The sequence below is a fragment of the Enterobacter cloacae complex sp. IR5418 genome (assembly GCF_049238105.1).
GTDB classification, from domain to species: Bacteria; Pseudomonadota; Gammaproteobacteria; order Enterobacterales; family Enterobacteriaceae; genus Enterobacter; species Enterobacter hormaechei.
In genome coordinates this window covers 1-25,983 of record NZ_JBMKHS010000033.1, presented here as the reverse complement: position 1 = coordinate 25,983, position 25,983 = coordinate 1, and the positions used below count along the sequence as shown (strand labels likewise).

The following is a 25,983-nucleotide window of genomic DNA, read 5'->3' as shown; positions in this document are numbered from 1 at the left end:
CTTTCCCCTCTCCCGACCGGGAGAGGGGTTATTTTCCCCGTTTTACCGCCCTTCTCTCTGATTCTTCGAAGCATAATCGTATTCATAGTGACTACACCCCGAGCTATAAAAGAGCGCTCTGGACTTAACAATATCGTTGAGAATTGTACCGCTAATCTTCACGCCAACGTGCTGTAGACGTTTAAAGGTATTCTCCATCTCTTTGACGCTGGTTTTGTCGTAACGGGCAACCATTAGCGTTGTTCCGGCTGTTCTGGCAACCAGTGCCGCATCGGTAACAGCGAGTACTGGCGGGGTATCAATAATGATGATGTCGTACTGCTCATTTACCCATGACATAGTGGAAAGGAATTGTTCGCTTAACAGCAATTCCAACGGACGCAGCGGTGTCGGCCCGCAGGTGATGACGTCGATGTCCCCTTTTTCAGCGTGCTGAATCACCTCCGCACAGTCGCGTTTGCCTTCGAGTACGCTCGACAGTCCATAGCGATTATCCAGACCAAAAATGTTGTGAACATAGCCCTGGCGCATATCGGCATCAATAAACAGCACACGCTGGCCACTCTGTCCGGCTATCGCCGCCAGGTTCGTCCCTACCAGGGTTTTCCCGCAGTCCTGCGTCGGGCCAGAAATCATGACAATACGATTCTCAGCCTCCATCATGGTGAAATGCAGGCTGGTACGTAACCCGCGCACCGCTTCAACAAACATATCCGCAGGCCGATCGACAGGCAGGAAAGGCACATCCGTGGTTTTGTGTTTCCACTGACGAGAAAACGGTAATTTTCTGTGCAGATGCGTTTTCTTCCACAACCACTGTGAACGCGGCAACGTAGCCAGAACCGGCGTTCCCGGCATTTCCAGCTGTTCGGAAAGGGTGATCCCACGTTTAAATGCCTGACGTACCAGCACACCGCCCACAGAAACCACCAGCCCGAACAACGTGCCAAGAATAATAATTAACGCTTTTCGCGGCTTTATTGGTTCCGGGTGCGTGACGGCCGTATCAATGATCCGCACGTTTCCGATGGCGCTGGAACGGGAAATATTCAGTTCCTGCTGACGCGTCAACAACTGCAAGTAAATCGTGCGGCCCGATTCAACATCGCGGCTCAGACGTAAAATCTCCTGCTGCGTGGAGGGCATGGCTGACACGCGGTTATTCAGACGATCGCGTTCCCGCTCAAGCGTTTGTCTTTTTTCAGCTAATGCACGATAGGTCGGGTGACTCCTTTTAAACAGCTGGGAAATCTCCGCCTCACGGAACGTCAGCTCGTTAAGCTGGTTCTCAACATTAACAACCTGGTCGAGAACGGACTTTGCCTCCAGCGACAGATCGACGGAGTCGCGCTGTGCCCGGTAGGCATTGAGCCGCGCTTCAGCCTGATCGAGTTCGTTTCTGATTTTCGGCAGCTGTTCCTGTAAAAACGCCAGGCTACGGGAATCTTGAGCCTCCTGACGCGCAATATTTTGTTCAAGGAAATTGTCAGCAATCGCATTCAACACGCGGGCGATTTTATCGGGATCTTCGCCTGTCAGGGTCAGCGCCACGATACCGCTCTGCTTCGCCGACTCCGCAACCGTAAGATTTTTCTTCAGCGCGTTGATCGTTTCCAGCCGCGTCAACGCCCTGAGAGAGAATTGCGTACCAGGTTCCGCCGCAATCGAGCCCACCAGCAGAGAGACGCCTTGCTTAACAAGCCGCTTTCCGACCGCCCCCTCCGCCTCGAAGTTTTCGCCCGACAGATGGAACTTGCCCTCTTCTTTAACAGTCAGCGTAAGTTCTTGCGGTTTGGCCTCCAGCAGTGGGATCTGGAGTTCACCTAACGTTATTTTGCCCAATCCACGCCCCTGCAAACGTTGCCAGAGACGTCCCACCACAGGGAACACGCGCGGCGTGGCCTGATACGACAGATCTAATTTATCGACGGTTTCGCCGAGTATCATGCGTGATTTGAGCAGCAATAGTTCAGGGGCAACATCTGGCGAAACGTCAGAGCTTAACTGGGACAGGCCTTTGAGCAGGCTGTTATCCTGTTTATTTTCGATTTGCACCATCGCATCCGCCTGGTACACAGGGGGCGTAACCCAGGCATACATGCCCGCACACAGGGTGAACAGGAACGTCACGCACAAAATTATCGTGCGATGGTCGATCATTTCACCGAGCAAACGAACAAGATCGATTTCACTTTGCTGGGGTGCCGCTGCACCATAATTGTCTGTAGTGTAAGACGACATTAATGCTTCATTCCTTTCTGACCCAAACGACGTGCCCACTCCTGGCTGGCTTTACCCAATAGCCCGAACACATATTCAAACGCTTCCCGACTTTTACGGTAGGGATCGGGGATATCCTGCGGCTCCAGCCACTGCCCAAACAGCAGCGATTTCCCTCTGATCTCCGGTGCCATGGCGGAAATAAAGCGAAGATGCTCCGGCTCCATAACCAAAATAAGATCGGATTCCTGCATCAGCCCTCGCGTCAACTTGCGCGCCACATGGCCGTCGAGGGAGATCCCATGCCGCCAGGCCACTTCCTGGGCATAGTCATCCGCCGGCCGTCCCTCAAGACCAAATATCCCCGCCGAGGTGATATGTCTGTCAGGTAAGTACTGACGTAAAAGCCGCTCTCCAATGGGAGAACGGCAGACGTTGCCGGTGCAAACCACCAAAATGGTATTGAACATTATTGCGGCCACGATCTGATGTAACGAACCGTTTCGGTGATGTCATGCACACCGCTTATCGTAGGGACAAGTTGCGTAATCACACGATTCCAGCGGGACAACGGCGCAGTTGTGACATACACAATGTCATAAGGCTCAAGCTGGAACTCGGTGCCTAACACCATTGCGGATGCATCTTTGGCATTGAGCTGGTAGATGTTGGCGATTTTGCCCGCCCGATCTTTTTTCGCTACTGAACGAATGACAAAAATACCGGTGGCATCCGCCATGTCCTGGTTCAGCCCGCCTGCATTACCCAACGCTTCGGCGAGGGTCATGCCGCTGCGATCCATTTTCAACGTACTCTGCTTAACGACTTCGCCCATGACGAACACCTTCAGCGCATCGTTACGTGGTACAAAAAGAATGTCGCCTGGATGAAGCAGCTTGTTTTGGGTGAGATCGCCATGCTGCATCAACGCATACAGAGAAAGGCGTGAATCCTTACCGTTATGCGTGAGCACGACGTTACGCCAGTCCGCGTCAGCGGAGAGGCCTCCCGCGGCGTTCACGGCATCCATTACCGTTAAGGGAATATTGGTGATAGCCTGCTGCCCCGACTTGACCACCTCGCCAGTGATATAGGCTTTTTGCGAGCGGAAAGCGGCGACACTGACGTCCACCTGCGGGCTTTCAATGACGTCGTTCAACCGGGCCGTGATCTCCTCGCGCACCTGTGAGACCGTTTTACCTGCCACATGCAGTTTTCCGATGTACGGATAGAAAAGCGTGCCATCGGCATTCACCCAGTTACCGGTGTCACTTGCGCTACGATACTGCCCCGCCGGGGTTGTCAGCTCTGGGTGGTCCCAGACGGTAACGGTTAAAATATCACCCGTGCCGATACGGTATTCCCAGTTTTTAACCTGCTCATCCAGATTAGGATTTGCCTGAGAATTTAAGACCTGAGGCCGCAATTTTTCTATTAACGCGGGGGTCAGAGGATAAACCTCTACGCGTTTCTCAAGATCGTAATTTGCATCTTCTGCGGTGATAACCTGTTTTCCCTCGACATTCAGGTTCTGCCCCGGGCTAAAGACGCAGCCGGATAACGGGAAAATACTTAATAATAATAGCGAGAATGCTGTTGTGTTTTTCATTTATTAAAAATATCTTTTATAGTAGTGGTTATCATAAGTACGATTGAAATTTAATTCTCTTTAAGAACAATAACCTGTTATTCCATAACTTAACGAACGAAGAAAAGAAATCATATAAAACAGCCCGCCACGCCATCATCCGTTACGAGAGATCATCAACTTATGACTCTGGAATGTGGAAGCTTAGTTTAGTGCAATCTTAAATGTTTCATTTATCGAATGCATGCGTTGATCTTTGGAAATTTGCGCTGAAAATGTCTTTTCAGAATTAATTAATAAATCGATAAATATTTTTACTATATAAGCAAAACCCTATTCATCGCCCAAATATTTAATCATCACGTTGACTACACAAATCCGTTCACTTTTGTTACATTTTTTTTCAAACTCACCTTGTTTAGATACTTAAAATGAACTGCCTGCCATCCTTATGCGGATCGGCGCACAAAAAGTATCAGTAACGATATGACTGGAGAAAAAATGGCTAAGCGTAAACTGTTGCTTCTGGGTGTATTACTGTCACTGGCGGGGGCTGCACACGCTGCACCGCAAGCATCGACTGCGCCTTCTGGCATCAAAGCCTATGAAGAACAAGAGTTCATTGCCGATTTTACGAAGTTCAAAATTGGCGATACCGCGCCCGCGCAGTATCAGACGCCCGAGTACACCATCAAACAGTACCAGTTGCGTAACCTTCCTGCGCCTGATGCCGGTACCCACTGGACCTACATGGGTGAAAATTATGTTCTGATTGGCGATGCCGATGGCAAAATCTACAAAGCCTATAACGGAGATATTTTCTATCACCGCTGATACGATCCTCATCCGTCCGTGGCAGGAGAGCGATCGCCCTTTCCTGCGCACGCTCTTTCTCCACGCCCGGCGTGAAGCCTGGCCGTGGCTGGACAGTTCTGTGTGGCAGCTTGAAGATTTTGACGCGGCAACCCTGGACGAAGAGATTTGGGTGGCGGAGCAGGATGGGCACCGACTTGGCTTTGCCTCAGTCTGGACGAACGATAATTTTCTGCACAACCTGTTTGTCGACCCGCAGTATCAGAGCCTCGGAGTGGGTCATTTGTTACTGGAACAGGTTCAGAAGACGTTTACCAGTACAGGCGCGCTGAAGTGTCTGGTGAAGAATGAACGGGCTATTGCGTTTTACCAGCGACACGGCTGGCACATTGAGGCGACGGGGATTCTCCGGAGGGAGAGTACTATCTGATGCACTATCGGCTTGGGTAAAGTCAGGTGGCGCTACGCTTACCTGACCTACAAAATCGAGCCAGGCCGGGTAAGGCGAAGCCGCCACCCGGCACTAACGTGCAGAGGCGTTACACCGCGCGGAAGGCGATCTCGCTTGGGATCACCTCACCCTGCCAGTACAGTTGCGCCGCAACGCGCCCCGCCAGCTGACGATAGATTTCCGCGAATTCACTTTCCGGACGGCTGACCACCGTCGGTTTCCCGCTATCCAGATCTTCACGCAGTGTGATATGCAGCGGCAGTTGCCCCAGCAGCTGCGTGTGGTATTGCGCCGCCAGCTTTTCGGCACCGCCAGTACCAAAGATAGGCTCATGGTGCCCACAGTTGCTGCAAATATGCATGCTCATGTTCTCGACGATACCCAGCACGGGCACCTCCACTTTCTCGAACATGACAATGCCTTTTTTGGCGTCGATCAGCGCGATATCCTGCGGCGTGGTCACCACAACGGCGCCCGTAACCGGAATGTTCTGCGCCAGCGTCAGCTGAATGTCACCGGTGCCCGGCGGCATGTCCAGCACCAGATAATCAAGATCCGGCCACATTGTCTCCTGCAACATTTGCAGCAGCGCTTTGCTGGCCATTGGGCCACGCCAGACCATCGCGTTATCGTCCGTCACCAGGTATCCAATGGAGTTGGTCGCCAGACCGTGCGCCATAATCGGCGCCATATGGGTGCCGTCCGGCGACGTTGGACGTTGGTTTTCTGCCCCCAGCATGTTCGGAATGGACGGGCCGTAGATATCCGCATCCAGAATGCCGACTTTCGCCCCTTCTGCCGCCAGCGCAAGCGCCAGGTTAACGGCGGTAGACGATTTACCCACTCCGCCCTTGCCAGAGCTGACGGCGATGATGTTCTTCACGCCGTTAACGCCCGGCTGATTTTTCACGCGTTTGAGCGTGGCGATGCTGTGGCTCAGCTTCCAGTCAATCGCTTTTGCGCCGGTAATGCGCAGCAGCTCCGAGCTGGTTTGCTCTTTCAGGGCATCAAAGGCGCTGGTCCAGACGAACGGCATCTGTAGCTCGATGTGCAGCGTATCGTCCAGCCATGCGACGTGATGAAGCGCTTTCAGCGTCGTGAGATTGTGCTTCAGGGTTGGGTGCTGAAAATTAGCCAGCGTCCCGGCGACCATTGCTCGTAAGGCTTCCGGTGATTTGGCCTGGGATTGAGAACTCATCCCGACTCCTTTGTAGTGGTTCTGAAAAAGACGTGTAATCACCAAGTTTACCCCAGAGGTAACAATTAATCATTTATGGATTAATGCCCTTATCACTTGGCGTAGTTATTACCTTTCGGGTAACATCGAAAACCCTTTTCACAGTTAAAAGAAGTAATGCCTACTATGACTCAAGTCGCGAAAAAAATTCTGGTAACGTGCGCCCTGCCGTACGCCAACGGCTCAATCCACCTCGGCCACATGCTGGAGCATATCCAGGCTGATGTCTGGGTCCGTTACCAGCGAATGCGCGGCCACGAGGTGAACTTCATCTGTGCGGACGATGCCCACGGCACGCCGATCATGCTGAAAGCACAGCAGCTGGGGATTTCCCCGGAACAGATGATCGCCGAAATGAGTCAGGAGCATCAGACCGATTTTGCTGGCTTTGACATCAGCTATGACAACTATCACTCCACGCACAGCGACGAAAACCGCGAGCTGTCGGAGCTGATCTACACCCGTCTGAAAGAGAACGGTTTCATTAAAAACCGCACCATCTCTCAGCTGTACGATCCGGAAAAAGGCATGTTCCTGCCGGACCGTTTCGTTAAAGGCACCTGTCCGAAATGTAAATCCCCGGACCAGTACGGCGATAACTGCGAAGTGTGCGGCGCGACCTACAGCCCGACCGAGCTTATCGAACCGAAATCCGTGGTTTCCGGCGCGACGCCGGTGATGCGTGACTCCGAGCACTTCTTCTTCGACCTGCCGTCCTTCAGCGAAATGCTGAAGGCGTGGACCCGCAGCGGTGCGTTGCAGGAGCAGGTGGCGAACAAAATGCAGGAGTGGTTCGAATCCGGTCTGCAACAGTGGGATATCTCCCGCGATGCGCCCTACTTTGGCTTTGAAATCCCGAACGCGCCGGGCAAATATTTCTACGTCTGGCTGGATGCGCCAATTGGCTACATGGGCTCCTTCAGGAACCTGTGTGACAAGCGCGGCGACACCGTAAGCTTCGACGAATACTGGAAGAAAGATTCCGATGCCGAGCTGTACCACTTCATCGGTAAAGATATCGTTTACTTCCACAGCCTGTTCTGGCCAGCGATGCTGGAAGGCAGCAACTTCCGCAAGCCAACCAACCTGTTCGTACATGGCTACGTAACGGTGAACGGCGCGAAGATGTCAAAATCTCGCGGAACGTTTATTAAGGCCAGCACCTGGCTGAACCACTTTGACGCGGACAGCCTGCGCTACTACTACACCGCGAAGCTCTCTTCCCGCATCGACGATATCGACCTGAACCTGGAAGATTTCGTGCAGCGCGTGAACGCGGATATCGTCAACAAGGTGGTGAACCTGGCGTCCCGTAACGCAGGTTTTATCGCCAAACGCTTTGACGGCGTACTCTCTGCCGAACTGGCCGATCCTGAGCTGTACAAAACCTTCACCGATGCCGCCGCTGCGGTTGGCGAAGCCTGGGAAAGCCGTGAATTTGGTAAAGCCATTCGCGAAATCATGGCGCTGGCAGACGTGGCCAACCGCTATGTGGACGAGCAGGCACCGTGGGTGGTGGCGAAACAGGAAGGCCGTGACGCCGACTTGCAGGCGATCTGCACCATGGGTCTGAACATGTTCCGCGTACTGATGACCTGGCTGAAGCCGGTTCTGCCGCAGCTGTCAGCCCGCGCGGAAGCGTTCCTGAACACCGAACTGACCTGGGACGCCATCCATCAGCCGCTGCTCAGCCACAAGGTGAACACCTTCAAGGCGCTGTATAACCGCATCGAGATGAAGCAGGTTGAAGCCCTGGTCGAAGCCTCTAAAGAAGAAGTGAAGGCAGCTGCCGCTCCGGTGACCGGCCCGCTGGCTGACGATCCGATTCAGGAAATCATCACCTTTGATGATTTCGCTAAAGTCGACCTGCGCGTGGCGCTGATTGAAAACGCGGAGTTCGTAGACGGTTCTGACAAACTGCTGCGTCTGACCCTGGATCTCGGCGGCGAGAAGCGTAACGTCTTCTCCGGCATTCGTTCCGCGTATCCTGACCCGCAGGTGCTGATTGGTCGTCAGACCGTGATGGTGGCAAACCTGGCACCGCGCAAAATGCGCTTCGGCATCTCCGAAGGGATGGTGATGGCCGCAGGCCCTGGCGGGAAGGATATCTTCCTGTTAAGCCCTGACGAAGGCGCGAAGCCAGGACAGCAGGTGAAATAATAAAAAAGCCGGATGAAAATCCGGCTTTTTTTTGCCCGGCGGCGCTACGCTTGCACGGGCCTACAGGTTTTGTAGGCCGGGTAAGGCGAAGCCGCCACCCGGCTAAAAATCACCCCTTCGTGTTATGCACCCGGTGAGTCAGCCCGCGCAGGAAATTACGCAGGAACTGGTCGCCGCACTCGCGGTAATTTTTGTGGTCCGGCGCGCGCATCATGGCGGTCACTTCCGGCACGGACACGCGGTATTTTTGCTCAGTCATGATCGCCACAATATCGTCCGTTTTCAGCGAGAACGCGATACGCAGCTTTTTCAGCACCGTGTTATTGTTCACCCGACGCTCCAGCGCCAGCTCAGGCGCAGATTCATCTTTGCCGCGCTTGTCGTAGATCAGACCGTTCAGAAAGCCCGACAGAATGATGTCCGGGCAGCGAACGAAACCCTCTTCATCTTCTTTGGTCATCCAGGTGTCGAAACCGGCGGACGTGGATTCCATGTCGGAGAGCGCAAGAATGCGCACCATATCATTATTGTTCGCTTTCAGGGTGTAGCGCAGGCTACGAAGAATGTCGTTACTTAGCATAGAGCCTTCGAATGTCGATGATGCAATGGCGCGCAGTGTACCAGTTTTACAGGCCAATCGCCTCTTTCAAACTTTTCAGGTAGCGACGGCTGACGGGCACGGTCTGCCCGGCACGTAACACCAGCTCGGCCTGGCCGTTATCTTCCAGGCGGATCTCCTTCAGGTGCGCCATGTTCACCAGATACTGACGATGGCAGCGGATCAGCGGCGTGCGGCTCTCCAGTGTGCGCAGGGTCAGCTCGGTAAAGCCTTCGTTGCCTTCAGCGCTGGTGACATACACCCCGCTCAGACGGCTGCTGACAAAGGCGACGTCGTCCATTTGCAGGAGGTAAATCCGGCTGTGTCCGGTACACGGGATAAATTTCAGCGGCTGCTGATGCTCCGGCAGGAGCGTCACGTCCTGCACGGAACGCTCCTGACGCAGACGGGTCAGGGTCTTTTCAAGACGCTTCTCTTCAATCGGCTTCAGCAGATAATCAAACGCGTGCTCTTCAAAGGCCTTTACCGCGTACTCATCAAAGGCCGTCAGAAAAACGATATAGGGACGGTGCTCCGGGTCAAGCATGCCGACCATCTCCAGCCCGCTGATGCGCGGCATCTGGATATCAAGGAACAGCACGTCCGGGCGCAGTTTATGCACCGCACCGATGCCTTCAATCGCATTGGCGCATTCGCCCACGACCTCGATATCACTCTGCTCCTGCAACAGGACACGCAGGTTTTCCCGTGCTAACGGCTCATCATCAACAATCAGCACTCTTAACATGCGTTCTCCTCCAGCGGCAATCGTAAGGTAATTCGGGTATAGCGGTCTGGCTCACAGGCGACGGTGATACCGCAGTCGTCACCAAAATGCGCGCGCAGGCGTTTATCCACCAGGCTCATGCCCAGGCCGCCTGACGCGGAAACGTCATACAGCCCGGCGTTATCTTCAATATCCAGCACCAGATGATGGTTAAAACGTGAAGCGGAAATCATAATCTCCCCCGTGCCCAGCAGCTGCGACGTCCCATGCTTAATGGCGTTCTCCACAATCGGTTGCAGGGTAAAGGCCGGAAGATGCTGATACGCCAGCTCATCCGGGACGGATAACGACACCTGTAAACGTGACTGGAAACGCGCTTTTTCAATTTGCAGATAGGCGTTTACATGTTCAATCTCATCCGCGAGGGTGACGATTTCCGAAGGCCGCTTCAGATTTTTGCGGAAAAATGTCGACAGAAATTGCACCAGCTGCGCGGCCTGATCGCTGTCGCGGCGGATCACCGCCTTCAGCGTGTTGAGCGCGTTAAACAGGAAATGCGGATTCACCTGAGCGTGCAGGAGCTTAATTTCTGACTGCGTCAGCAGCGCTTTTTGCCGTTCATACTGCCCTGCAAGGATTTGCGCCGAAAGCAGCTGGGCGATCCCCTCCCCCAGCGTGCGGTTGATGGAGCTGAACAGGCGGTTTTTGGCTTCGTAAAGCTTAATAGTGCCCATCACGCGCTGGTTTTCGCCCCGCAGAGGAATGACCAGCGTAGAGCCGAGTTTGCACTGCGGATGCAGGGAACAGCGGTACGGGACTTCATTTCCGTCGGCATACACCACTTCACCCGTTTCAATGGCGCGCAGGGTGTAGGCTGAGGAGATCGGTTTTCCCGGCAGATGGTGGTCGTCCCCGGTACCGGTAAACGCCAGCAGCTTTTCACGATCGGTAATCGCCACGGCCCCGATATCCAGCTCTTTATAAAGCACCTGCGCCACCTTCATACTGTTCTCTTCGTTGAACCCCTGACGCAGGATCCCCTCCGTCGACGCCGCAACTTTTAAAGCGGTGGCAGAAAATGCCGAGGTGTATTTTTCGAACATGGCGCGTTTGTCGAGCAGAATGCGCATAAACAGCGCCGCGCCTACGGTATTGGTGACCATCATCGGCGCCGCAATGCTGCTGACCAGGTGTAACGCATCGTCAAACGGGCGCGCAATCAGCAGGATGATCGCCATCTGCGCCATTTCCGCCACGAAGGTGATCGCCCCGGCGGTAAGGGGACTGAACACTTTATCCGGGCGACCGCGCTTAATCATATAGCTGTGGACGAGACCACCGAGCAGCCCTTCGACGATGGTGGAGATCATGCAGCTTAGCGCCGTCATACCGCCCATCGAATAGCGATGCAGGCCGCCGGTTAACCCCACCAGACCGCCCACGACCGGGCCGCCAAGCAGCCCGCCCATTACCGCGCCGATGGCACGCGTATTGGCGATGGAATCTTCGATATGGAGCCCAAACCAGGTCCCCATAATGCAGAATATGGAAAATACGACGTAGCAGAGGAATTTGTGCGGCAGACGGACGGTGACCTGCATCAGCGGAATAAACAGGCGCGTTTTGCTCATCAACCAGGCGATGACAAGGAACACGCACATCTGCTGAAGCAACAGCAGCACCAGATTAAACTCGTACATACTCACAAACCGCACATTCTAAAAACGCGTAACATACACTGATGGCGATTAACTTTCTTTGAAACATGCCAAAAAAGCGATAAATCGTGTCCGCCATCACACCTTTTGCCGGAGATAACCCATCTTTCGTATAATTTGTACAAAAAAGAATCAAATCTTCCTGGTTCCGCAAAGTGGGTCTACAGTTAAGCTGGGGACGCGCAAGCCTGGGGGCGAAAATGGCGCTTTACACGATAGGTGAAGTGGCACTCCTGTGTGATATCAATCCCGTTACGCTACGGGCGTGGCAGCGACGGTATGGATTGCTTAAGCCGCAAAGAACGGACGGCGGGCACCGCCTGTTTAACGATGCGGATATTGACCGGATCCGCGAGATCAAAAGCTGGATCGACAACGGCGTACAGGTCGGCAAGGTGAAATCGCTTTTGAGCCAGGACGATCCTGATACGCAGCATCTCTGGCGCGAGCAGCAGGAAACGCTGCTGAGGCTGTTGCAGAGCGGTAATGTGCAGCGTCTGCGCGGCTGGATCAAAGAACAGGGTCGCGACTACCCCGCGCAAACCCTGATCACCCATCTTTTTATTCCCTTACGGCGACGGCTCCAGTGTCAGCAAACCACCTTACAGGCGCTGCTCAGCATGCTTGACGGCGTGCTGATTAACTATATTTCCGTCTGTCTTGCCTCAGCGCGGAATAAAAACAGTAAAGATGCGCTGGTGATCGGCTGGAACGTGCACGATACCACCCGGCTGTGGCTCGAAGCCTGGATTGCCACCCAGCAGGGCTGGCGCGTTGACGTGCTTGCCCACTCGCTGGCCCAGCTCAGACCGGAACTCTTTGAGGGACAGACGCTGCTGGTCTGGTGCGGCGAAGTCCCCTCTGCTTCCCAGCAGCAGCGCCTGATGGAGTGGCGCGAACATGGTTATCCCGTTTACTCGCTGGGGCCAAATGCCTCGTAACGGCATTTAATGGTTCATTAACAGCTGCGCTTCACCGTATAATTGTTCCGTTAACAACAGGAGCACATGATGAAGGCAACGAAACTGGCCGTAATTACCCTTTTTGCACTGATGGCCGTCAGCGGTATCGGTGGCGTTATGCTTGCAGGTTATTCATTTATTGTTCGCGGCGGTGTTGGCTGAGGTATCCAGCCAGGCGTTCAAACAGGCGATCCACCACAATCGCCCCCAGCGCAACCAGAACCGCCCCCTGAATAATGTAAGCCGTATTAAACCCGCTTAATCCGATAATGATCGGCGTCCCCAGCGTATTCGCGCCGACCGTCGAGGCGATGGTTGCCGTCCCAATGTTGATAATCACGGACGTCCGCACGCCAGCGATAATCACCGGGGCGGCCAGCGGCAGTTCGACCTTCACCAGCCGCTGCCAGGCGCTCATTCCCATTCCTTCCGCTACGCTCAGCACCGATGCAGGCACCGCCGCAATGCCCGCCAGCGTCCCTTGCAGAATGGGCAACACGCCGTACAAAATCAGCGCAATGATGGCAGGCTCCTGCCCAAAACCGATCGCCGGTACGGCAATCGCCAGCACGGCTACCGGCGGGAAAGTCTGCCCCGTTGCGGCGATGGTCTCCACCAGCGGGCGAAACTCCCTGCCCGCAGGCCGCGTCACCGCAATACCGGCGCCAACGCCCAGCACAATGGCAATCACGCTTGACACCGCCACCAGCCAGAAGTGCGCCAGGGTGAGATTAACAAAGCTCTCCTGCTGGTACACCGGGCGCGGTAGCCCGGGAATGAGCGCATTAAACAGCGCCGCGCTGTGTGGCATCAGGTAGAGTAAGGCGATGAACAGTCCTGTCAGCCAGAGTAACGGATCACGTACCCACTTCACGCGTCACCTCCCCAGCCAGCAAATCGCGAAAATGGATCGTCCCGCATGGCGTCCCCTGCCCGTCCGCAACGGGTAACACCTCGCACTGCCGGGCAACAAACGCCGACAGGGCATCGCGCAGGCTCATCGCATCGTGCAGCGGTTCACCACCGATTTGTGCCTCCTGCGGGCGCATATAGTCTCTGACGGTGCGCAGCGAGAGCAGCCTGACGCCCAGCTCGCTGCGGCCAAAAAACTCACGCACAAAATCGTTTGCTGGCGCCGTTAACAGCTCAAGCGGCGTCCCCTGCTGGACGACTTCGCCGTGATCCATCAGCACCAGTCGATCGGCCAGCCGTAGCGCCTCGTCGATATCATGCGTCACCAGCACGATGGTGCGGCCAAGAATACGGTGGATGCGGCTCATCTCGGCCTGAAGTGCGCCACGGGTGACCGGATCCAGCGCGCCGAAGGGTTCATCCATCAGCAACACCTGCGGGTTGGCGGCCAGCGCACGCGCCACCCCGACCCGCTGCTGCTGCCCGCCGGAAAGCTGGTGCGGATAGCGGTCGCGAAGCGAGGCGTCCAGGCCCAGCAGCGCCATCAGCTCGTCGACACGCTCGTTGATCTTCGCCCGGGACCATTTTTCCAGCTGTAGCACGGTGGCAATGTTCTGCGCCACCGTCCAGTGGGGAAACAGGCCGATGGACTGAATGGCGTAGCCCATACGCCGCCGCAGCTCCAGCACCGGCAGGCTGCGGATCTCTTCTCCGGCAAAGCGAATCGTTCCGCTGTCGTGTTCCACCAGCCGGTTGATCATCTTCAGCGTCGTGGATTTTCCCGACCCCGACGTCCCGATCAATACCGAGAACGCCCCCTCGGCAAAATGCAGATTGAGGTGGCTTGCCGCCGGACGGCCCGCAAAGGTTTTACTTACATCATGAAATTCAATCATTGGCTCTTCTCCTGAGCAGCGCGAGCCACAGGGCAAACAGGGCATCCAGTACGACCGCCAGCGCAATCGTGGGCACGACGCCCAGCAACACCAGATCCAGCGCGCTGCTGAGCAGGCCCTGGAACACCAGTGCCCCAAAGCCGCCCGCACCGATCAGCGCGGCAATCACCGCCATTCCCACGGTCTGCACCGTCACCACCCGCAGGCTGCGAACCAGCAGCGGCAGCGCAAGCGGCAGCTGTATTTTCCAGAAACACTGGCGCGCACTCATTCCCATCGCATGGGCGCTTTCCAGCACGTCAGGCGCAACCTGGCTTAACCCCGCCACCACGCCGCGCACCAGCGGCAGCAGCGCATACAGCACAAGGGCGATAAGGGCAGGCGTCAGCCCGGTTCCGGCAATCCCTGCCGCAGCCAGCGCGGGGAAGGATTTCACCAGACCAGCGAGGGGAGCAATCAGCAGGCCAAACAGGGCGACGGAGGGGATAGTCTGAATAACGTTGAGTACGGTAAAAACGGCCCCCTGGCGGCTGGGATGCCGGTAGCACCACATCCCCAGCGGGACACCCAGCAGCAGCGCCGGGATCAACGTTCCGAACAGGATCGTCAGATGTTGCGCCAGCGCGTTGTCAAACACCTCCTGGCGGTTGACGTACTCTTTTAGCAGCGACAGATGATTCAGATCGCCGCTGAAAAGGATCAGCAGCGGGATAACCCAGAATTGCGCATTCAGCAGCCAGCGCCAGACGGGCATCGGCGTCAGACGGCGAATGGCATCGCTACAGACCAGCAGGCAGAGTGCCAGCCACAGCCACAGGCCGCTGCCAATTGACGTGCGCGCAAGCGGGCTTTCAACCGAGGCCATCTGCGTTGCCGCCTGCCCTGCGCTCCAGAACAGTACGATAAACAGCGCTTCGCTGAGCAGAAGCGTCAGCCACTGTGCGGCACGCCCTGGCCAGAACGCCAGGACAACGGCACTCGCCAGCGCCGCGCCCAGCAGCAGCGGCGTAAATGACCAGATCTGCCAGAGCGCGCGCGGTTCGCCCGATACCAGACGGTTTGGCGCGACATTTACAAAGGGTAACGCGACCGCCGCGATGGCCACACAGGCCAACAGCAGCAGGACGCGGTTATGACATTTTATTGGCACAGCCTTATCCCGTTACTTCACAAGCCCTTGTTGTTTCAGGAAGTCGGCAGCCACTTTTTTGGCATCCAGCCCCTCAACGGCAATGCTGGCGTTCAGCTGTTGCAGCGTTTTCGCATCCAGTTTTTCAAACACCGGTTTCAGCCATGCGTCGATATCCGGGTAGGCTTGCAGAACCGCCTCGCGCACCACCGGGGTTGGGGCGTAAATCGGCTGAACGCCTTTCGGGTCGGTCAGGGTTTGCAGACCAAGCGCCGCGACGGGGCCGTCGGTGCCGTAGGCCATCGCCGCGTTGACGCCAGAGGTTTGCTGCGCCGCCGCCTTGATGGTCACCGCCGTGTCGCCACCCGCCAGAGAGAGCAGCTGTGCCTGATCAAGCTTGAAATCATAGGCTTTTTCAAACGCTGGCAGGGCATCAGCGCGCTCAATAAACTCTGCCGAGGCCGCGAGCTTAAACTCGCCCTTCTCTTTCAGGTAGCGGCTGAGATCGTCAAGCGAGGTGAGCTTGCCTTTCTCGGCGATATCTTTGCGCACCGCGATGGTCCAGGTGTTGTTGGCCGGTGCAGGCGTGAGCCAGACCAGCTTATTTTTTTCCGCGTCCAGCTTTTTGACTTTTTCGTACCCGGCTTTGGCATTTTTCCAGGCCGGATCGTTTTCATCCTTGAAGAAGAATGCCCCGTTGCCGGTGTATTCCGGGTAGATATCCAGTTCGCCGGACGTGATGGCACCGCGGACGACCGGCGTGGTGCCAAGCTGAACTTTATTAACCGTTTTCACGCCGTGGCTTTCGAGCACCTGCAAAATGATATTGCCGAGCAGCGCGCCCTCGGTATCAATTTTGGAACCCACCTTAACCGGCTCTGCGGCCTGTAGCGGCAGGCTCAGCGCCGCCAGTAGCACCGTCGAACCAGCGATCCCCTTAATCATCGTCATGCTGTTTTCCTCATTATTTTGTGGCCTTTTTCATAGGCTTGAGAGAAAAGCGTAGCTTAAAACAGCGCATTTAACCGTTTTTAGTGCTTGAGGAGAGACATCCCCCGCAGTGCGGGGGATGGTGAGGCAGGAGGGGTTATTGCAGTTCGAATTCGGCTTTGTTCACGCGGGCGGAATCCACACCGATAAAGACGTTGAATTTGCCTGGCTCGGCATCGTATTTCATCTGCTGATTCCAGAACTTCAGCGCATTCACGTCAATCGGGAAGCTAACCGTTCTGGTTTCGCCCGGTTTCAGGTTGACCTTCTCGAAGCCGCGCAGCTGTTTCACCGGACGGCTCATGGAGGCCGTGACGTCCTGCACGTACATCTGGATCACCGTCGCACCTTCGCGTTTGCCGCTGTTGGTCACGTCCACGCTGGCGGTCACGCTGCCGTCACGCTTCATCGTTGGCGCCGACATTTTTACGTCAGAGACCGTAAAGGTGGTGTAGCTCAGACCATAGCCAAACGGATACAGCGGGCCGTTCGCTTCATCGAAATAACGAGACGTGTACTTGTTCGGCTTGTCGGCGTTATAAGGACGACCGGTGTTCAGGTGGCTGTAGTAAACCGGGATCTGCCCGACGGAGCGCGGGAAGGACATCGGCAGCTTGCCTGACGGGTTGTAATCGCCAAACAGCACGTCGGCAATGGCGTTACCGCCTTCAGTACCGGCGAACCAGGTTTCCAGAATGGCGTCAGCCTGCTGGTCCTCTTTCACCAGCGCCAGCGGACGACCGTTCATCAGCACCAGCACCAGCGGCTTGCCGGTGGCTTTCAGGGCCGCGATCAGATCGCGCTGGCTCTGCGGAATGGTGATATCGGTACGGCTGGAGGCTTCGTGCGCCATCCCCTGCGCTTCACCGACCACGGCGACCACCACGTCGGACTGCTTCGCGGCGTTAACCGCTTCGTCGATCATCTCCTTCGGCGTGCGCGGGTCTACCTTCACCGCTTCCTCGTACTGGTTGAGGAAAGTGACGATGTCTTTATCGTCGGTGACGTTCGCGCCTTTGGCGTAAACCACTTTCGCGTTATCACCCACCGCGCTCTTAATGCCGGTCAGCACCGTGACGGACTGATCCGCCACGCCCGCAGCGGACCAGCTGCCCATGACGTCGCGCTTGCTGTCGGCCAGCGGACCGACCACGGCAATGGTGCCGGATTTTTTCAGCGGCAGCGTGTCGAGGCGGTTCTTCAGCAGCACCAGGCTTTCGCGGGCCACTTCGCGAGCTTCTTTACGGTGCAGACGGCTTTCGGCGTTGGTGTCCGTCGGGTCTGAGTCCTTCGGCCCCAGATGGCTGTACGGATCGTTAAACAGCCCCATGTCATATTTCACGTTCAGCACGTGGCGAGCGGCGTCGTCCAGTTCAGCCATCGTCACCTTGCCGCTCTTCACCAGCCCCGGCAGGTATTTGCTGTAGTACTCGTCGCTCATGCTCATGTTGATGCCGGACTTGAGCGCCACCCGTACCGCATCTTCCGGGTCAGACGCCGTGCCGTGCTTGATCAGCTCTTTAATCGCACCGTGATCCGAAACGGTGATGCCCTTGAAGCCCCACTGGTCGCGCAGCACGTCTTTCAGCAGCCACGAATCGGAGGTGGCAGGCGTGCCGTTGAGAGAGTTCAGCGCCACCATCACCGCGCCGCTGCCCGCATCCAGCCCCGCTTTGTACGGTGGCATATAGTCGTTGAACAGGCGCTGCGGGCTCATGTCGACGGTGTTGTACTCTTTACCGCCCTCCACCGCGCCATAGGCGGCGAAGTGCTTGACGCTGGTCATCACCGAGTAACGATCTGCCGGGCTTTTGCCCTGCATCGCTTCCACCATGGTTTTGCCCATCGTGGCGGTTAAAAAGGTGTCTTCACCGAAGCCTTCCGAGGCCCGGCCCCAGCGCGGGTCGCGCGAGACGTCCACCATTGGCGCCCAGGTCATGTTCAGGCCGTCGTCTGCCGCTTCATAAGCAGAAACGCGCCCAACGGTTTTCACCGCATCGAGGTTGAAGGAGGAGGCTAACCCGAGGCTAATCGGGAAGACGGTACGCTGGCCATGCACCACGTCATAGGCGAAGAAAAGAGGAATTTTCAGGCGGCTGAGTTGCATCACCTGATCCTGCATGGTGCGGATATCCTGGCGGGTAACGGTGTTGAAGATAGCCCCGACCTGCCCGTCTTTGATCATCTCGCGGATGGCTTCTTTCGGGTTATCCGGGCCGACGCTGATCAGGCGCAGCTGGCCGATTTTCTCATCGACCGTCATCTTTTTGAGCAAATCCGTGACAAAGGCGTCGCGGGCTTCAGGCGTGAGCGGGTGATTACCAAACAAATCCTCTGCCAGCGCAGGTTGCAGCGCCAGGCTGACGGCGACACCTACAGAACATAGCCATTTCATGTTGTTATTCTCTCTCATCAATAACCGCGGGAAGCACCCGGCCAGACCGTGCGAAAAGCGCAGTGTGCCACAAAGCCTCAAAACCTTGCAGGGTTATTCTCTGATTTTTCTCATGAATACCCGACCGCTCAACGGCTAATCGCGCTATGCTTTACAGCGAGAAATTTGCCCCACCACAAGGAGTGGAAGATGTCTTCTGTTCGAACTGACGATAACACGGCTTTTATTAACGAACTGTCGCGCCTGGTTGGTCACTCTCACCTGCTTACCGACCCGGCCAAAACCGCCCGCTACCGTAAGGGCTTTCGCTCCGGCCAGGGCGACGCGCTGGCGGTGGTCTTCCCCGGTACGTTGCTTGAACTGTGGCGCGTGCTGAGTGCCTGCGTTGCGGCAGACAAGATTATTTTAATGCAGGCTGCGAATACCGGCCTGACCGAAGGCTCCACGCCGAACGGCAACGATTACGATCGTGACATCGTGATTATAAGCACCCTGCGCCTCGACAAACTGCACCTGCTCGACAAAGGCGAACAGGTACTCGCCTTCCCCGGCACAACGCTCTACTCGCTGGAAAAGGCGCTTAAGCCGCTGGGACGCGAACCGCACTCGGTGATAGGCTCCTCCTGCATTGGCGCCTCGGTGATCGGCGGGATCTGCAATAACTCCGGCGGCTCACTGGTGCAGCGCGGCCCGGCTTACACTGAAATGTCGCTGTTTGCCCGTATCGATGAAAACGGCAAGCTGACGCTGGTTAACCACCTGGGCATCGATTTGGGCGTAACGCCGGAACAGATCCTCAGCAAGCTCGATGACGATCGGGTGAAGGACGAAGACGTGCAGCACGACGGTCGTCACGCGCATGACCACGATTACATCACCCGCGTGCGCGATATCGAGGCCGATACCCCAGCGCGCTATAACGCCGACCCGGATCGCCTGTTTGAATCCTCCGGCTGCGCGGGCAAACTGGCCGTTTTTGCGGTGCGCCTTGATACCTTCCCGGCAGAGAAAAAGCAGCAGGTGTTTTACATCGGCACCAATCAGCCGGAGGTGCTGACGGAGATCCGCCGTCATATTCTGGCCGAGTTCACTCACCTGCCGGTGGCGGGCGAGTATATGCACCGGGATATTTACGACATCGCCGAACGCTACGGCAAAGATACCTTCCTGATGATCGACAAGCTCGGCACCGACAAAATGCCGTTCTTCTTCACCATGAAGGGCCGCACCGACGCGATGCTGGAGAAAGTGTCGCTGTTCAAGCCCCACTTTACCGACCGCTTTATGCAGAAGCTGGGCAACGTCTTCCCGGCGCATCTCCCGGAACGCATGAAGACCTGGCGCGACAAATATGAGCACCACCTGCTGCTGAAAATGGCCGGGGACGGGATTGCTGAAGCGCAGAGCTGGCTTACCGAGTTCTTCAAAACCGCCGACGGGGATTTCTTTGCCTGTACGCCGGAAGAAGGCAGCAAAGCCTTCCTGCACCGCTTCGCCGCGGCGGGCGCCGCTATCCGTTACCAGGCGGTGCATTCCGAAGAGGTGGAGGATATTCTGGCGCTGGATATTGCCCTGCGTCGCAACGACACCGAATGGTTTGAGCATCTGCCGCCGGAGATTGACAGCAAGCTGGTGCACAAGCTCTATTACGGCCACTTTATGTGCTATGTCTTCCACCAGGATTACATCGTCAAAAAAGGGGTCGACGCGCATGCGCTGAAAGAGCAGATGCTGGCGCTGCTGCATGAGCGCGGCGCACAATATCCTGCCGAACACAACGTGGGTCACCTGTATAAGGCGCCGGAGACGCTTAAACAGTTTTATCGTAAAAATGATCCAACAAACAGTATGAACCCCGGCATTGGTAAGACAACGCGGCAGAAATACTGGAAAGAGCCTGCTGAAACAGAGCAGCGCAATACTCAGGCCGCTGACGATCCCGTACAGCCAAATTTAAGAGATTGTTAAGCTCGCCTCAAACGTACTAGAGTATCTGCCTGTTGCCAGAGAAGCGTTTCTCTGGCTTTCCAAATGAGGAGCGGGCAGACCATGTCGGCTGTAGAGATTTTCCCCGAAACTGAAATCGAGGTGCGCGACGCCCTTCCTGACGATGCGCATGCCATCTCGGCGATATACGCCTGGCATGTGCTTCATGGCCGTGCGTCCTTCGAGGAAGTTCCCCCCACCGTCGATGAGATGCGTGAGCGGATGAAGCGTGTGACCGACAGCGGTTTACCCTGGCTGGTTGCGCTGTATCGCGGCATTGTCGTCGGCTACTGCTACGCCACCTTTTATCGTCCACGCCAGGCCTACCGGTACACCCTTGAGGAATCCATCTATGTGGATGCCAGTACCACCGGTCGCGGGTTTGGCTCGGCCTTACTCCAGGCGCTGATCGCCCGTTGTGAACAAGGACCGTGGCGGCAGATGATTGCCGTGGTCGGCGACGGGCAAAATAACCCCGGGTCGTTACGTCTGCATAAAAAGCACGGTTTCGAGATGGTGGGTCAGCTCAGGAGTGCGGGATACAAGAAAGGCGACTGGCGGGACACGGTGTTGATGCAGCGCCCGCTCAACGACGGGGACTGGACGCTGCCTGAGTAAGCCGGTGCAGCCTGGTGCCCTCACCCCGGCCCTCTCCCACGGGGAGAGGGAGAAAACATTAAAAACGGTAACATGCGTTACCGTTTTGCTTTTACCTAATCGTTCTGCGCCGTCGCCATCTGTTCCGCTTTCTGCTTTTTATACGCCAGCGCTGAAGCTGGCACCGGCTGCACTTTCCCGGTTTCAATCCAGGTGCGCAGGCGGCTGGCATCCGCAAAGTGGGTATATTTGCCGAAAGCATCCATCACCACCAGCGCCACTGGCTTACCGTTAAACACGGTGCGCATCACCAGGCAGTGCCCTGCCGCATTGGTGAAACCGGTCTTGGTTAACTGAATATTCCAGTTATCGCGATACACCAGATGGTTAGTATTGCGGAACGGCAGCGTATACGCCGGATTCGAGAATGTCGCCATCTCTTCACGCGTAGTGCTGAGCTGACCAATCAGCGGGTATTGCTTACTGGCGATCAGCAGCTTCGTTAAATCCCTTGCCGTCGAGACGTTATGGATCGACAGACCGGTTGGCTCCACGAAATGGGTATTCTTCATCCCCAGCGCTTTGGCTTTAGCGTTCATCGCGCGGATAAAGGCGTCGTAACCGCCAGGATAATGGTGGGCGAGGCTTGCCGCCGCGCGGTTCTCTGAGGACATCAGCGCCAGCAGCAGCATATTTTTACGGCTGATTTCACTGTTCAGACGCACGCGAGAGTAGATCCCTTTCATCTCTGGCGTGTGACTAATATCCACCTTTAACTTTTCGTCCAGCGGCAGTCGTGCATCAAGCACCACCATCGCGGTCATGACTTTGGTGATGGAAGCGATCGGGCGCACCAGATCCGGATGACTGGCGTAGATCACCTTATTGGTATTCAGGTCAACGATCATCGCGCTGCCGGACGCAATCTGGGGTTGCGCAGCAGCGGTAGCGACTGCGGGCGTTTTGGCGATGGCTGGCGCGGTAGCGGACACGCCCAACAGCAGCGCAAGACTAAGGAGTGACACTCGAAATTTCAGCATGATGAGACTTCTGATAATGATTCACGCACGTTATGACGTACACCGCCTGTGTCAACGGATAAACACAGGCTGGCTTCGGCATCATAGCGGTCACCGTGCGTTGTCGCCAGCAGAGAATCATAACCAGATGCTGCATTGCTGGCATTTACGCCAGCAATGCAGGGAACTTAAAAGAGACGGTATCCATAACCCCAAAGAATAACTGTCAGGGCCAGTAGCGCCTCAAGGACCAGCACGCCGATGGCAAGCGTAGAGCTGGAGAAGCTCAGGGCCTCTTCTTTATTGATATTGAGGAAGGTTGGCACCCCCACATACAGCAGATAACCGGTGTAAAAGAGGGCAACCGTACCGATCAGCGCGCACAGCCAGACCAGGGGATAGAGCGCGACAATACCGCTTAAGAACAGCGGGGTCGCGACATATCCGGCGAAGACCATACAGTGTGCCAGCGACGGGCGCTGCGGATAGTTACGCGCCATCCAGTGGATGACCCGCCCCATCACCGCCACCCCGGCCAGCATCAGGCCATAAAACAGAATGGCCAGGTACAGTCCGGTAAACCAGGATAGCTGAACCACGGTGCCGTCACCAAAGTTCCAGCCGATTTGCGTAGTACCTATAAACGCGCAGACCACCGGCACCGCTGCCATCAGCAGGACATGGTGGGTATAGTGGTGCGCGACCGTTTCGTTCTCGTTACGGATAACCTGCATTTCACGATCGGGATGGGAGAAAAGTCCCCAGACATGGTTCATAACGCCCCCTTGTTGTCGGCCCGTCAGCGATAGCTTAAGTATAATGCAGGCTTAAGATTATTTTCTGTACAGTGGGAAATTTCCGTTGATTGCCGCGCGGTTGATGGATGGGGTATATGATTAACGCAGGCACAGAAAGGGAGACGACGTTTACGTAATGGATATCAACGGTCTTATTGAACAATATGGCTACGCCGCGCTGGTGATTGGCAGCGTGGCAGAGGGTGAAACCATCACCCTGCTGGGCGGTGTCGCCGCACATCAGGGATTGCTGAAATTTCCGCTGGTGGTCGCCGCCGTCGCGCTGGGCGGTATGATTGGCGATCAGCTGCTCTACTTTCTGGGGCTGCGCTTTGGCCCGACGCTGCTACAACGTTTTGCTAAGCATCAAAAGAAAATCCGCCGCGCTCAGCGGCTCATCCAGCGACATCCTTACCTGTTTGTGATTGGCACCCGCTTTATGTACGGCTTTCGCATTATTGGGCCGATATTGATTGGCGCAAGCCGCTTGCCGCCGAAAATTTTCCTGCCGCTGAATATTTTCGGGGCGATTGCCTGGGCGCTGATTTTCACCACGCTGGGCTACGTGGGTGGCGAAGTGATAGGCCCGTGGCTGCATAATCTCGATCAGCATCTTAAACACTGGGCCTGGTTGATCCTGGTGGTTGCGGCGGTGATTGGGGTCCGGCTGTGGCTCAGGCATCGTGAAAAGCGGCAGGGAGATGAATGAAACCCTACCCTTCCGGCTTAAACTGCGGATTCGCCAGCATAAAACCGCCATCGACAATAAACGACTGCCCGGTGGTATAGCTGGCGTCGCTGTCACACAGCCAGGCCACCAGGCTGGCAATTTCTTTGGTGTGGCCAGGCCGCGCCAGCGGAATTGACGGCATTGAGCCTTCTTTCACTTCGCTGTCGTCCATGTCGTTCATCGGGGTGGCGATCGCGCCGGGCGCAACGGCGTTTACCAGGATCTTATGCTTAACCAGTTCCAGCGCCATCGACTTAATTAACCCGCCCAGGGCATGCTTTGCGGCGGTGTAGGCGCTGGCGTCCGGCAAGGGCGTATGTTCATGCACCGAGGTGATATTCACGATCCGCCCCCCTTCCCCTTGCTTCACCATCTGACGCGCCGCTATTTGCGAGCAGAGAAACGCGCCGTCCACGTCAACGGTGAAAATGTGCCGCCAGTCGTCAAAAGACAGTTCCAGAAAAGGCGCTTTGCTCATCGCCCCGGCGTTGTTAACCAGCACGTCCAGCCGCCCGAAACGCGCGATCAGCGTGTCAATTGCTTTTGCGCCTTCCGGCAGATTGCTTAAGTCAAGATGGATGGCCTCGGCACACTGCCCGCGCGCTTCAATTTCACGGCAGGTTGCCAGCGCCCCTTTCTCATCTGAATGCCAGGTCACCCCGATATCAAACCCGCGTTCGGCCAGCATCAGGGCCGTCGTTTTACCAATCCCTGAATCCGATGCGGTAACAATTGCAACTCGCGTCATACTCACCTCCTGAAAATCTGCAAAGAGGTAAGTATAGATAATGCGCGAATTTAGCTGTGATGATATCCACCACCCAGCGCGGAAGTGAGCTGGAGCGTGGCATCCACGTACTGACCTTTCAGCAATAATCCGGAAATACGCTCTTTGAGCGCCGGAATTTTGGCTTCACTCACGCGGGAGCCAGCAATGATCCCCGCGCTGAAGCGCGCCTGCGCCAGCGCAACGACGCGCGCCGCGTCTTTTTCGATCTGCTGCTGGTGCTGATTTTTGGTGGTCAGCGTTTCCACTTCGCTGGCCGTCCGGGCGACCTGATTTACGGCATCCACCACGGCCTTGTTGTAGTTCGCCACGGAGAGGTTGTTCTGCGCCTGAGCGATATCCAGGTTCGCATTTAACCGACCGCTGTCAAAGATTGGCAGCGTCAGACCCGCAGTCACGCCCATTTGCTGCGCAGATGAGCGGAACAGGTCGCTCAGGTGCAATGCATCCTGCTGCAAGAACGCCATCAAATTGACGTCAGGGTAGAACGCGGCTCTGGCGGCCTCCACGTCACTCATGGACGCTTCGATATACCAGTGCGCCTCTTGCAAATCCGGGCGACGAGCCAGCAGTTCATAACCGAGCGTTGACGGCAGCGAGGCCTCTACGTCCGGTAATGCATGCCGGGTGAGCGTGAGCGAAGGAGTATTGGTCAACGCATTCAGACGCGCTTCAATAGCCTTCATTTTGCCGTGGACGTCAGCGAGCTGTTCATCGGTTTTGCTGGCATTGATATCCGTTTCAACCCCTTCCACCGAGGAGGTAATACCGTGCTGATAGAGTTCACGATCGGCCCCGATGATGTTTTCCTGCTCACGTTTGATCTGCGCGAGCACGTCACCCACCGCGGCCTCGGTCTGCCAGTCCCAGTACAGCCGCGCGACGCTGCTGGCGAGCAGCTGGCGGGTCTGCTCCAGCTCCGCTTTTTGCGCATTCACTTTACCGATGCGGGCCTCAATGTGGGCGCGGTTTTTACCCCATAAATCCAGATCCCAGCCCGCCGTCAGACCAAAGGTGCCGTTGGTGTACCATGGGCCGGTCGTCCCTGCCGCCGGGTCGGTCAGCGCAAATGGCCCCATCAGCCCCTCTGCCGACATCTTTTGCCGTTCAACATCTGCGGAAAAATCCAGTTGTGGGCCATCCGCAGCTATCGCGGCTTTCGCCTGTGCTTCCGCCAGGGTAATGCGCTGGCGGGCAATTTGCATATCCGGCGCGACTTTGTTGAATAAATCGAACTTTTGCTGAGTTGAAGGATCAGATCACGCATCTTC

Annotated in this window: 22 protein-coding genes and 2 pseudogenes; 8 read left to right on the top strand and 16 right to left on the bottom strand. The window is 56.2% G+C overall.

Features of this window, described 5'->3' with window-relative positions; translation table 11 throughout:
* Positions 1 to 42: 42 nt before the first annotated feature.
* The 3 genes from ACOTX7_RS19765 to ACOTX7_RS19755 are packed head-to-tail and all read right to left on the bottom strand — an operon-like array spanning position 43 to position 3,829.
* The gene (locus ACOTX7_RS19765; protein WP_221812907.1) at positions 43 to 2,241 is read right to left on the bottom strand and encodes a polysaccharide biosynthesis tyrosine autokinase; all 2,199 of its coding nucleotides are present in this window, start codon (positions 2,239 to 2,241) and stop codon (positions 43 to 45) included.
* Positions 2,241 to 2,690: a protein-tyrosine-phosphatase gene (locus ACOTX7_RS19760; protein ID WP_006811272.1), complete on the bottom strand. Its 450-nt coding sequence runs from the start codon at positions 2,688 to 2,690 to the stop codon at positions 2,241 to 2,243. Before ACOTX7_RS19760 ends, ACOTX7_RS19765 begins: the two co-directional genes overlap by 1 nt.
* Positions 2,690 to 3,829: a polysaccharide export protein gene (locus tag ACOTX7_RS19755; RefSeq protein WP_006811273.1), complete on the bottom strand. Its 1,140-nt coding sequence runs from the start codon at positions 3,827 to 3,829 to the stop codon at positions 2,690 to 2,692. Before ACOTX7_RS19755 ends, ACOTX7_RS19760 begins: the two co-directional genes overlap by 1 nt.
* Before the next feature lie 480 nt (positions 3,830 to 4,309).
* Here ACOTX7_RS19755 and ACOTX7_RS19750 point away from each other — a divergent pair, with 480 nt between their 5' ends.
* Together ACOTX7_RS19750 and ACOTX7_RS19745 are read left to right on the top strand one after the other, a co-directional pair.
* The gene (locus ACOTX7_RS19750; RefSeq protein WP_032673951.1) at positions 4,310 to 4,642 is read left to right on the top strand and encodes an RcnB family protein; all 333 of its coding nucleotides are present in this window, start codon (positions 4,310 to 4,312) and stop codon (positions 4,640 to 4,642) included.
* Positions 4,593 to 5,071, top strand: a pseudogene (locus ACOTX7_RS19745) (GNAT family N-acetyltransferase). Before ACOTX7_RS19750 ends, ACOTX7_RS19745 begins: the two are co-directional and overlap by 50 nt.
* Positions 5,072 to 5,160: 89 nt before the next feature.
* Here the strand turns inward: ACOTX7_RS19745 and apbC are convergent.
* Positions 5,161 to 6,270 (bottom strand): iron-sulfur cluster carrier protein ApbC, encoded by a 1,110-nt coding sequence (gene apbC / locus ACOTX7_RS19740; protein WP_006811276.1) that lies wholly within the window; start codon positions 6,268 to 6,270, stop codon positions 5,161 to 5,163.
* A 165-nt stretch (positions 6,271 to 6,435) separates the two neighbouring features.
* On the opposite strand from apbC, the gene metG reads away from it, so the two are divergent.
* Entirely contained in the window at positions 6,436 to 8,469 is a 2,034-nt protein-coding gene (gene metG / locus ACOTX7_RS19735) for a methionine--tRNA ligase (protein WP_221256231.1), read from the top strand.
* 109 nt (positions 8,470 to 8,578) lie between these two features.
* Here the strand turns inward: metG and ACOTX7_RS19730 are convergent, their stop codons facing one another.
* Genes ACOTX7_RS19730 through ACOTX7_RS19720 form a run of 3 tightly spaced genes read right to left on the bottom strand, consistent with a single transcriptional unit; the run spans position 8,579 to position 11,494 of the window.
* A complete protein-coding gene (locus ACOTX7_RS19730) occupies positions 8,579 to 9,049 on the bottom strand; it encodes a DUF1456 family protein (protein WP_006811278.1) in 471 nt (156 codons plus the stop codon).
* Between the two features lie 46 nt (positions 9,050 to 9,095).
* Positions 9,096 to 9,815 carry a two-component system response regulator BtsR gene (gene btsR / locus ACOTX7_RS19725; RefSeq protein WP_006811279.1) on the bottom strand — a complete coding sequence of 240 codons (720 nt, stop codon included), beginning with the start codon at positions 9,813 to 9,815 and terminating at the stop codon, positions 9,096 to 9,098.
* Positions 9,809 to 11,494, bottom strand: a complete 1,686-nt coding sequence (locus ACOTX7_RS19720) for a sensor histidine kinase (RefSeq protein WP_006811280.1) — start codon at positions 11,492 to 11,494, stop codon at positions 9,809 to 9,811. Before ACOTX7_RS19720 ends, btsR begins: the two co-directional genes overlap by 7 nt.
* Positions 11,495 to 11,712: 218 nt before the next feature.
* On the opposite strand from ACOTX7_RS19720, the gene mlrA reads away from it, so the two are divergent.
* Together mlrA and ACOTX7_RS19710 are read left to right on the top strand one after the other, a co-directional pair.
* On the top strand, positions 11,713 to 12,453 hold the full coding sequence (gene mlrA / locus ACOTX7_RS19715) for an HTH-type transcriptional regulator MlrA (RefSeq protein ID WP_032673954.1): 741 nt from the start codon (positions 11,713 to 11,715) through the stop codon (positions 12,451 to 12,453).
* Positions 12,454 to 12,522: 69 nt separating this feature from the next.
* Entirely contained in the window at positions 12,523 to 12,636 is a 114-nt protein-coding gene (locus ACOTX7_RS19710; protein WP_022648678.1) for a protein YohO, read from the top strand.
* Here ACOTX7_RS19710 and ACOTX7_RS19705 read toward each other — a convergent pair.
* From ACOTX7_RS19705 to bglX, 5 genes are all read right to left on the bottom strand, one after another.
* Positions 12,611 to 13,348, bottom strand: coding sequence for an ABC transporter permease (locus tag ACOTX7_RS19705; protein WP_047354473.1), 738 nt, complete (start codon positions 13,346 to 13,348; stop codon positions 12,611 to 12,613). The two genes, ACOTX7_RS19710 and ACOTX7_RS19705, sit on opposite strands and share 26 nt — an antisense overlap.
* Entirely contained in the window at positions 13,332 to 14,282 is a 951-nt protein-coding gene (locus tag ACOTX7_RS19700) for an ABC transporter ATP-binding protein (RefSeq protein ID WP_047354472.1), read from the bottom strand. Before ACOTX7_RS19700 ends, ACOTX7_RS19705 begins: the two co-directional genes overlap by 17 nt.
* A complete protein-coding gene (locus ACOTX7_RS19695) occupies positions 14,275 to 15,432 on the bottom strand; it encodes an ABC transporter permease (RefSeq protein ID WP_006811285.1) in 1,158 nt (385 codons plus the stop codon). Before ACOTX7_RS19695 ends, ACOTX7_RS19700 begins: the two co-directional genes overlap by 8 nt.
* 12 nt (positions 15,433 to 15,444) lie before the next feature.
* Positions 15,445 to 16,362, bottom strand: a complete 918-nt coding sequence (gene osmF, locus ACOTX7_RS19690) for a glycine betaine ABC transporter substrate-binding protein OsmF (RefSeq protein ID WP_006811286.1) — start codon at positions 16,360 to 16,362, stop codon at positions 15,445 to 15,447.
* Between the two features lie 136 nt (positions 16,363 to 16,498).
* Positions 16,499 to 18,796, bottom strand: coding sequence for a beta-glucosidase BglX (bglX, locus tag ACOTX7_RS19685; protein WP_221256232.1), 2,298 nt, complete (start codon positions 18,794 to 18,796; stop codon positions 16,499 to 16,501).
* A gap of 189 nt (positions 18,797 to 18,985) precedes the next feature.
* Here bglX and dld point away from each other — a divergent pair, with 189 nt between their 5' ends.
* Both dld and ACOTX7_RS19675 read left to right on the top strand, forming a co-directional pair.
* The gene (dld, locus tag ACOTX7_RS19680; protein ID WP_205923574.1) at positions 18,986 to 20,764 is read left to right on the top strand and encodes a D-lactate dehydrogenase; all 1,779 of its coding nucleotides are present in this window, start codon (positions 18,986 to 18,988) and stop codon (positions 20,762 to 20,764) included.
* A gap of 81 nt (positions 20,765 to 20,845) precedes the next feature.
* Positions 20,846 to 21,400: a GNAT family N-acetyltransferase gene (locus ACOTX7_RS19675; RefSeq protein ID WP_221812905.1), complete on the top strand. Its 555-nt coding sequence runs from the start codon at positions 20,846 to 20,848 to the stop codon at positions 21,398 to 21,400.
* Between the two features lie 95 nt (positions 21,401 to 21,495).
* On the opposite strand, the gene pbpG is transcribed toward ACOTX7_RS19675, so the two are convergent.
* Together pbpG and ACOTX7_RS19665 are read right to left on the bottom strand one after the other, a co-directional pair.
* The gene (pbpG, locus tag ACOTX7_RS19670) at positions 21,496 to 22,419 is read right to left on the bottom strand and encodes a D-alanyl-D-alanine endopeptidase (RefSeq protein ID WP_006811291.1); all 924 of its coding nucleotides are present in this window, start codon (positions 22,417 to 22,419) and stop codon (positions 21,496 to 21,498) included.
* Positions 22,420 to 22,586: 167 nt separating this feature from the next.
* Positions 22,587 to 23,174, bottom strand: coding sequence for a Yip1 family protein (locus ACOTX7_RS19665; RefSeq protein ID WP_221256234.1), 588 nt, complete (start codon positions 23,172 to 23,174; stop codon positions 22,587 to 22,589).
* Between the two features lie 157 nt (positions 23,175 to 23,331).
* Here ACOTX7_RS19665 and ACOTX7_RS19660 point away from each other — a divergent pair, with 157 nt between their 5' ends.
* Entirely contained in the window at positions 23,332 to 23,904 is a 573-nt protein-coding gene (locus ACOTX7_RS19660) for a DedA family protein (RefSeq protein ID WP_221812904.1), read from the top strand.
* Between the two features lie 4 nt (positions 23,905 to 23,908).
* Here the strand turns inward: ACOTX7_RS19660 and ACOTX7_RS19655 are convergent, their stop codons facing one another.
* Together ACOTX7_RS19655 and mdtQ are read right to left on the bottom strand one after the other, a co-directional pair.
* A complete protein-coding gene (locus ACOTX7_RS19655) occupies positions 23,909 to 24,673 on the bottom strand; it encodes an SDR family oxidoreductase (RefSeq protein WP_221812903.1) in 765 nt (254 codons plus the stop codon).
* Positions 24,674 to 24,723: 50 nt separating this feature from the next.
* A pseudogene (gene mdtQ / locus ACOTX7_RS19650) lies at positions 24,724 to 25,926 on the bottom strand (multidrug resistance outer membrane protein MdtQ); the annotation flags it as partial.
* Between the last annotated feature and the right edge of the window lie 57 nt (positions 25,927 to 25,983).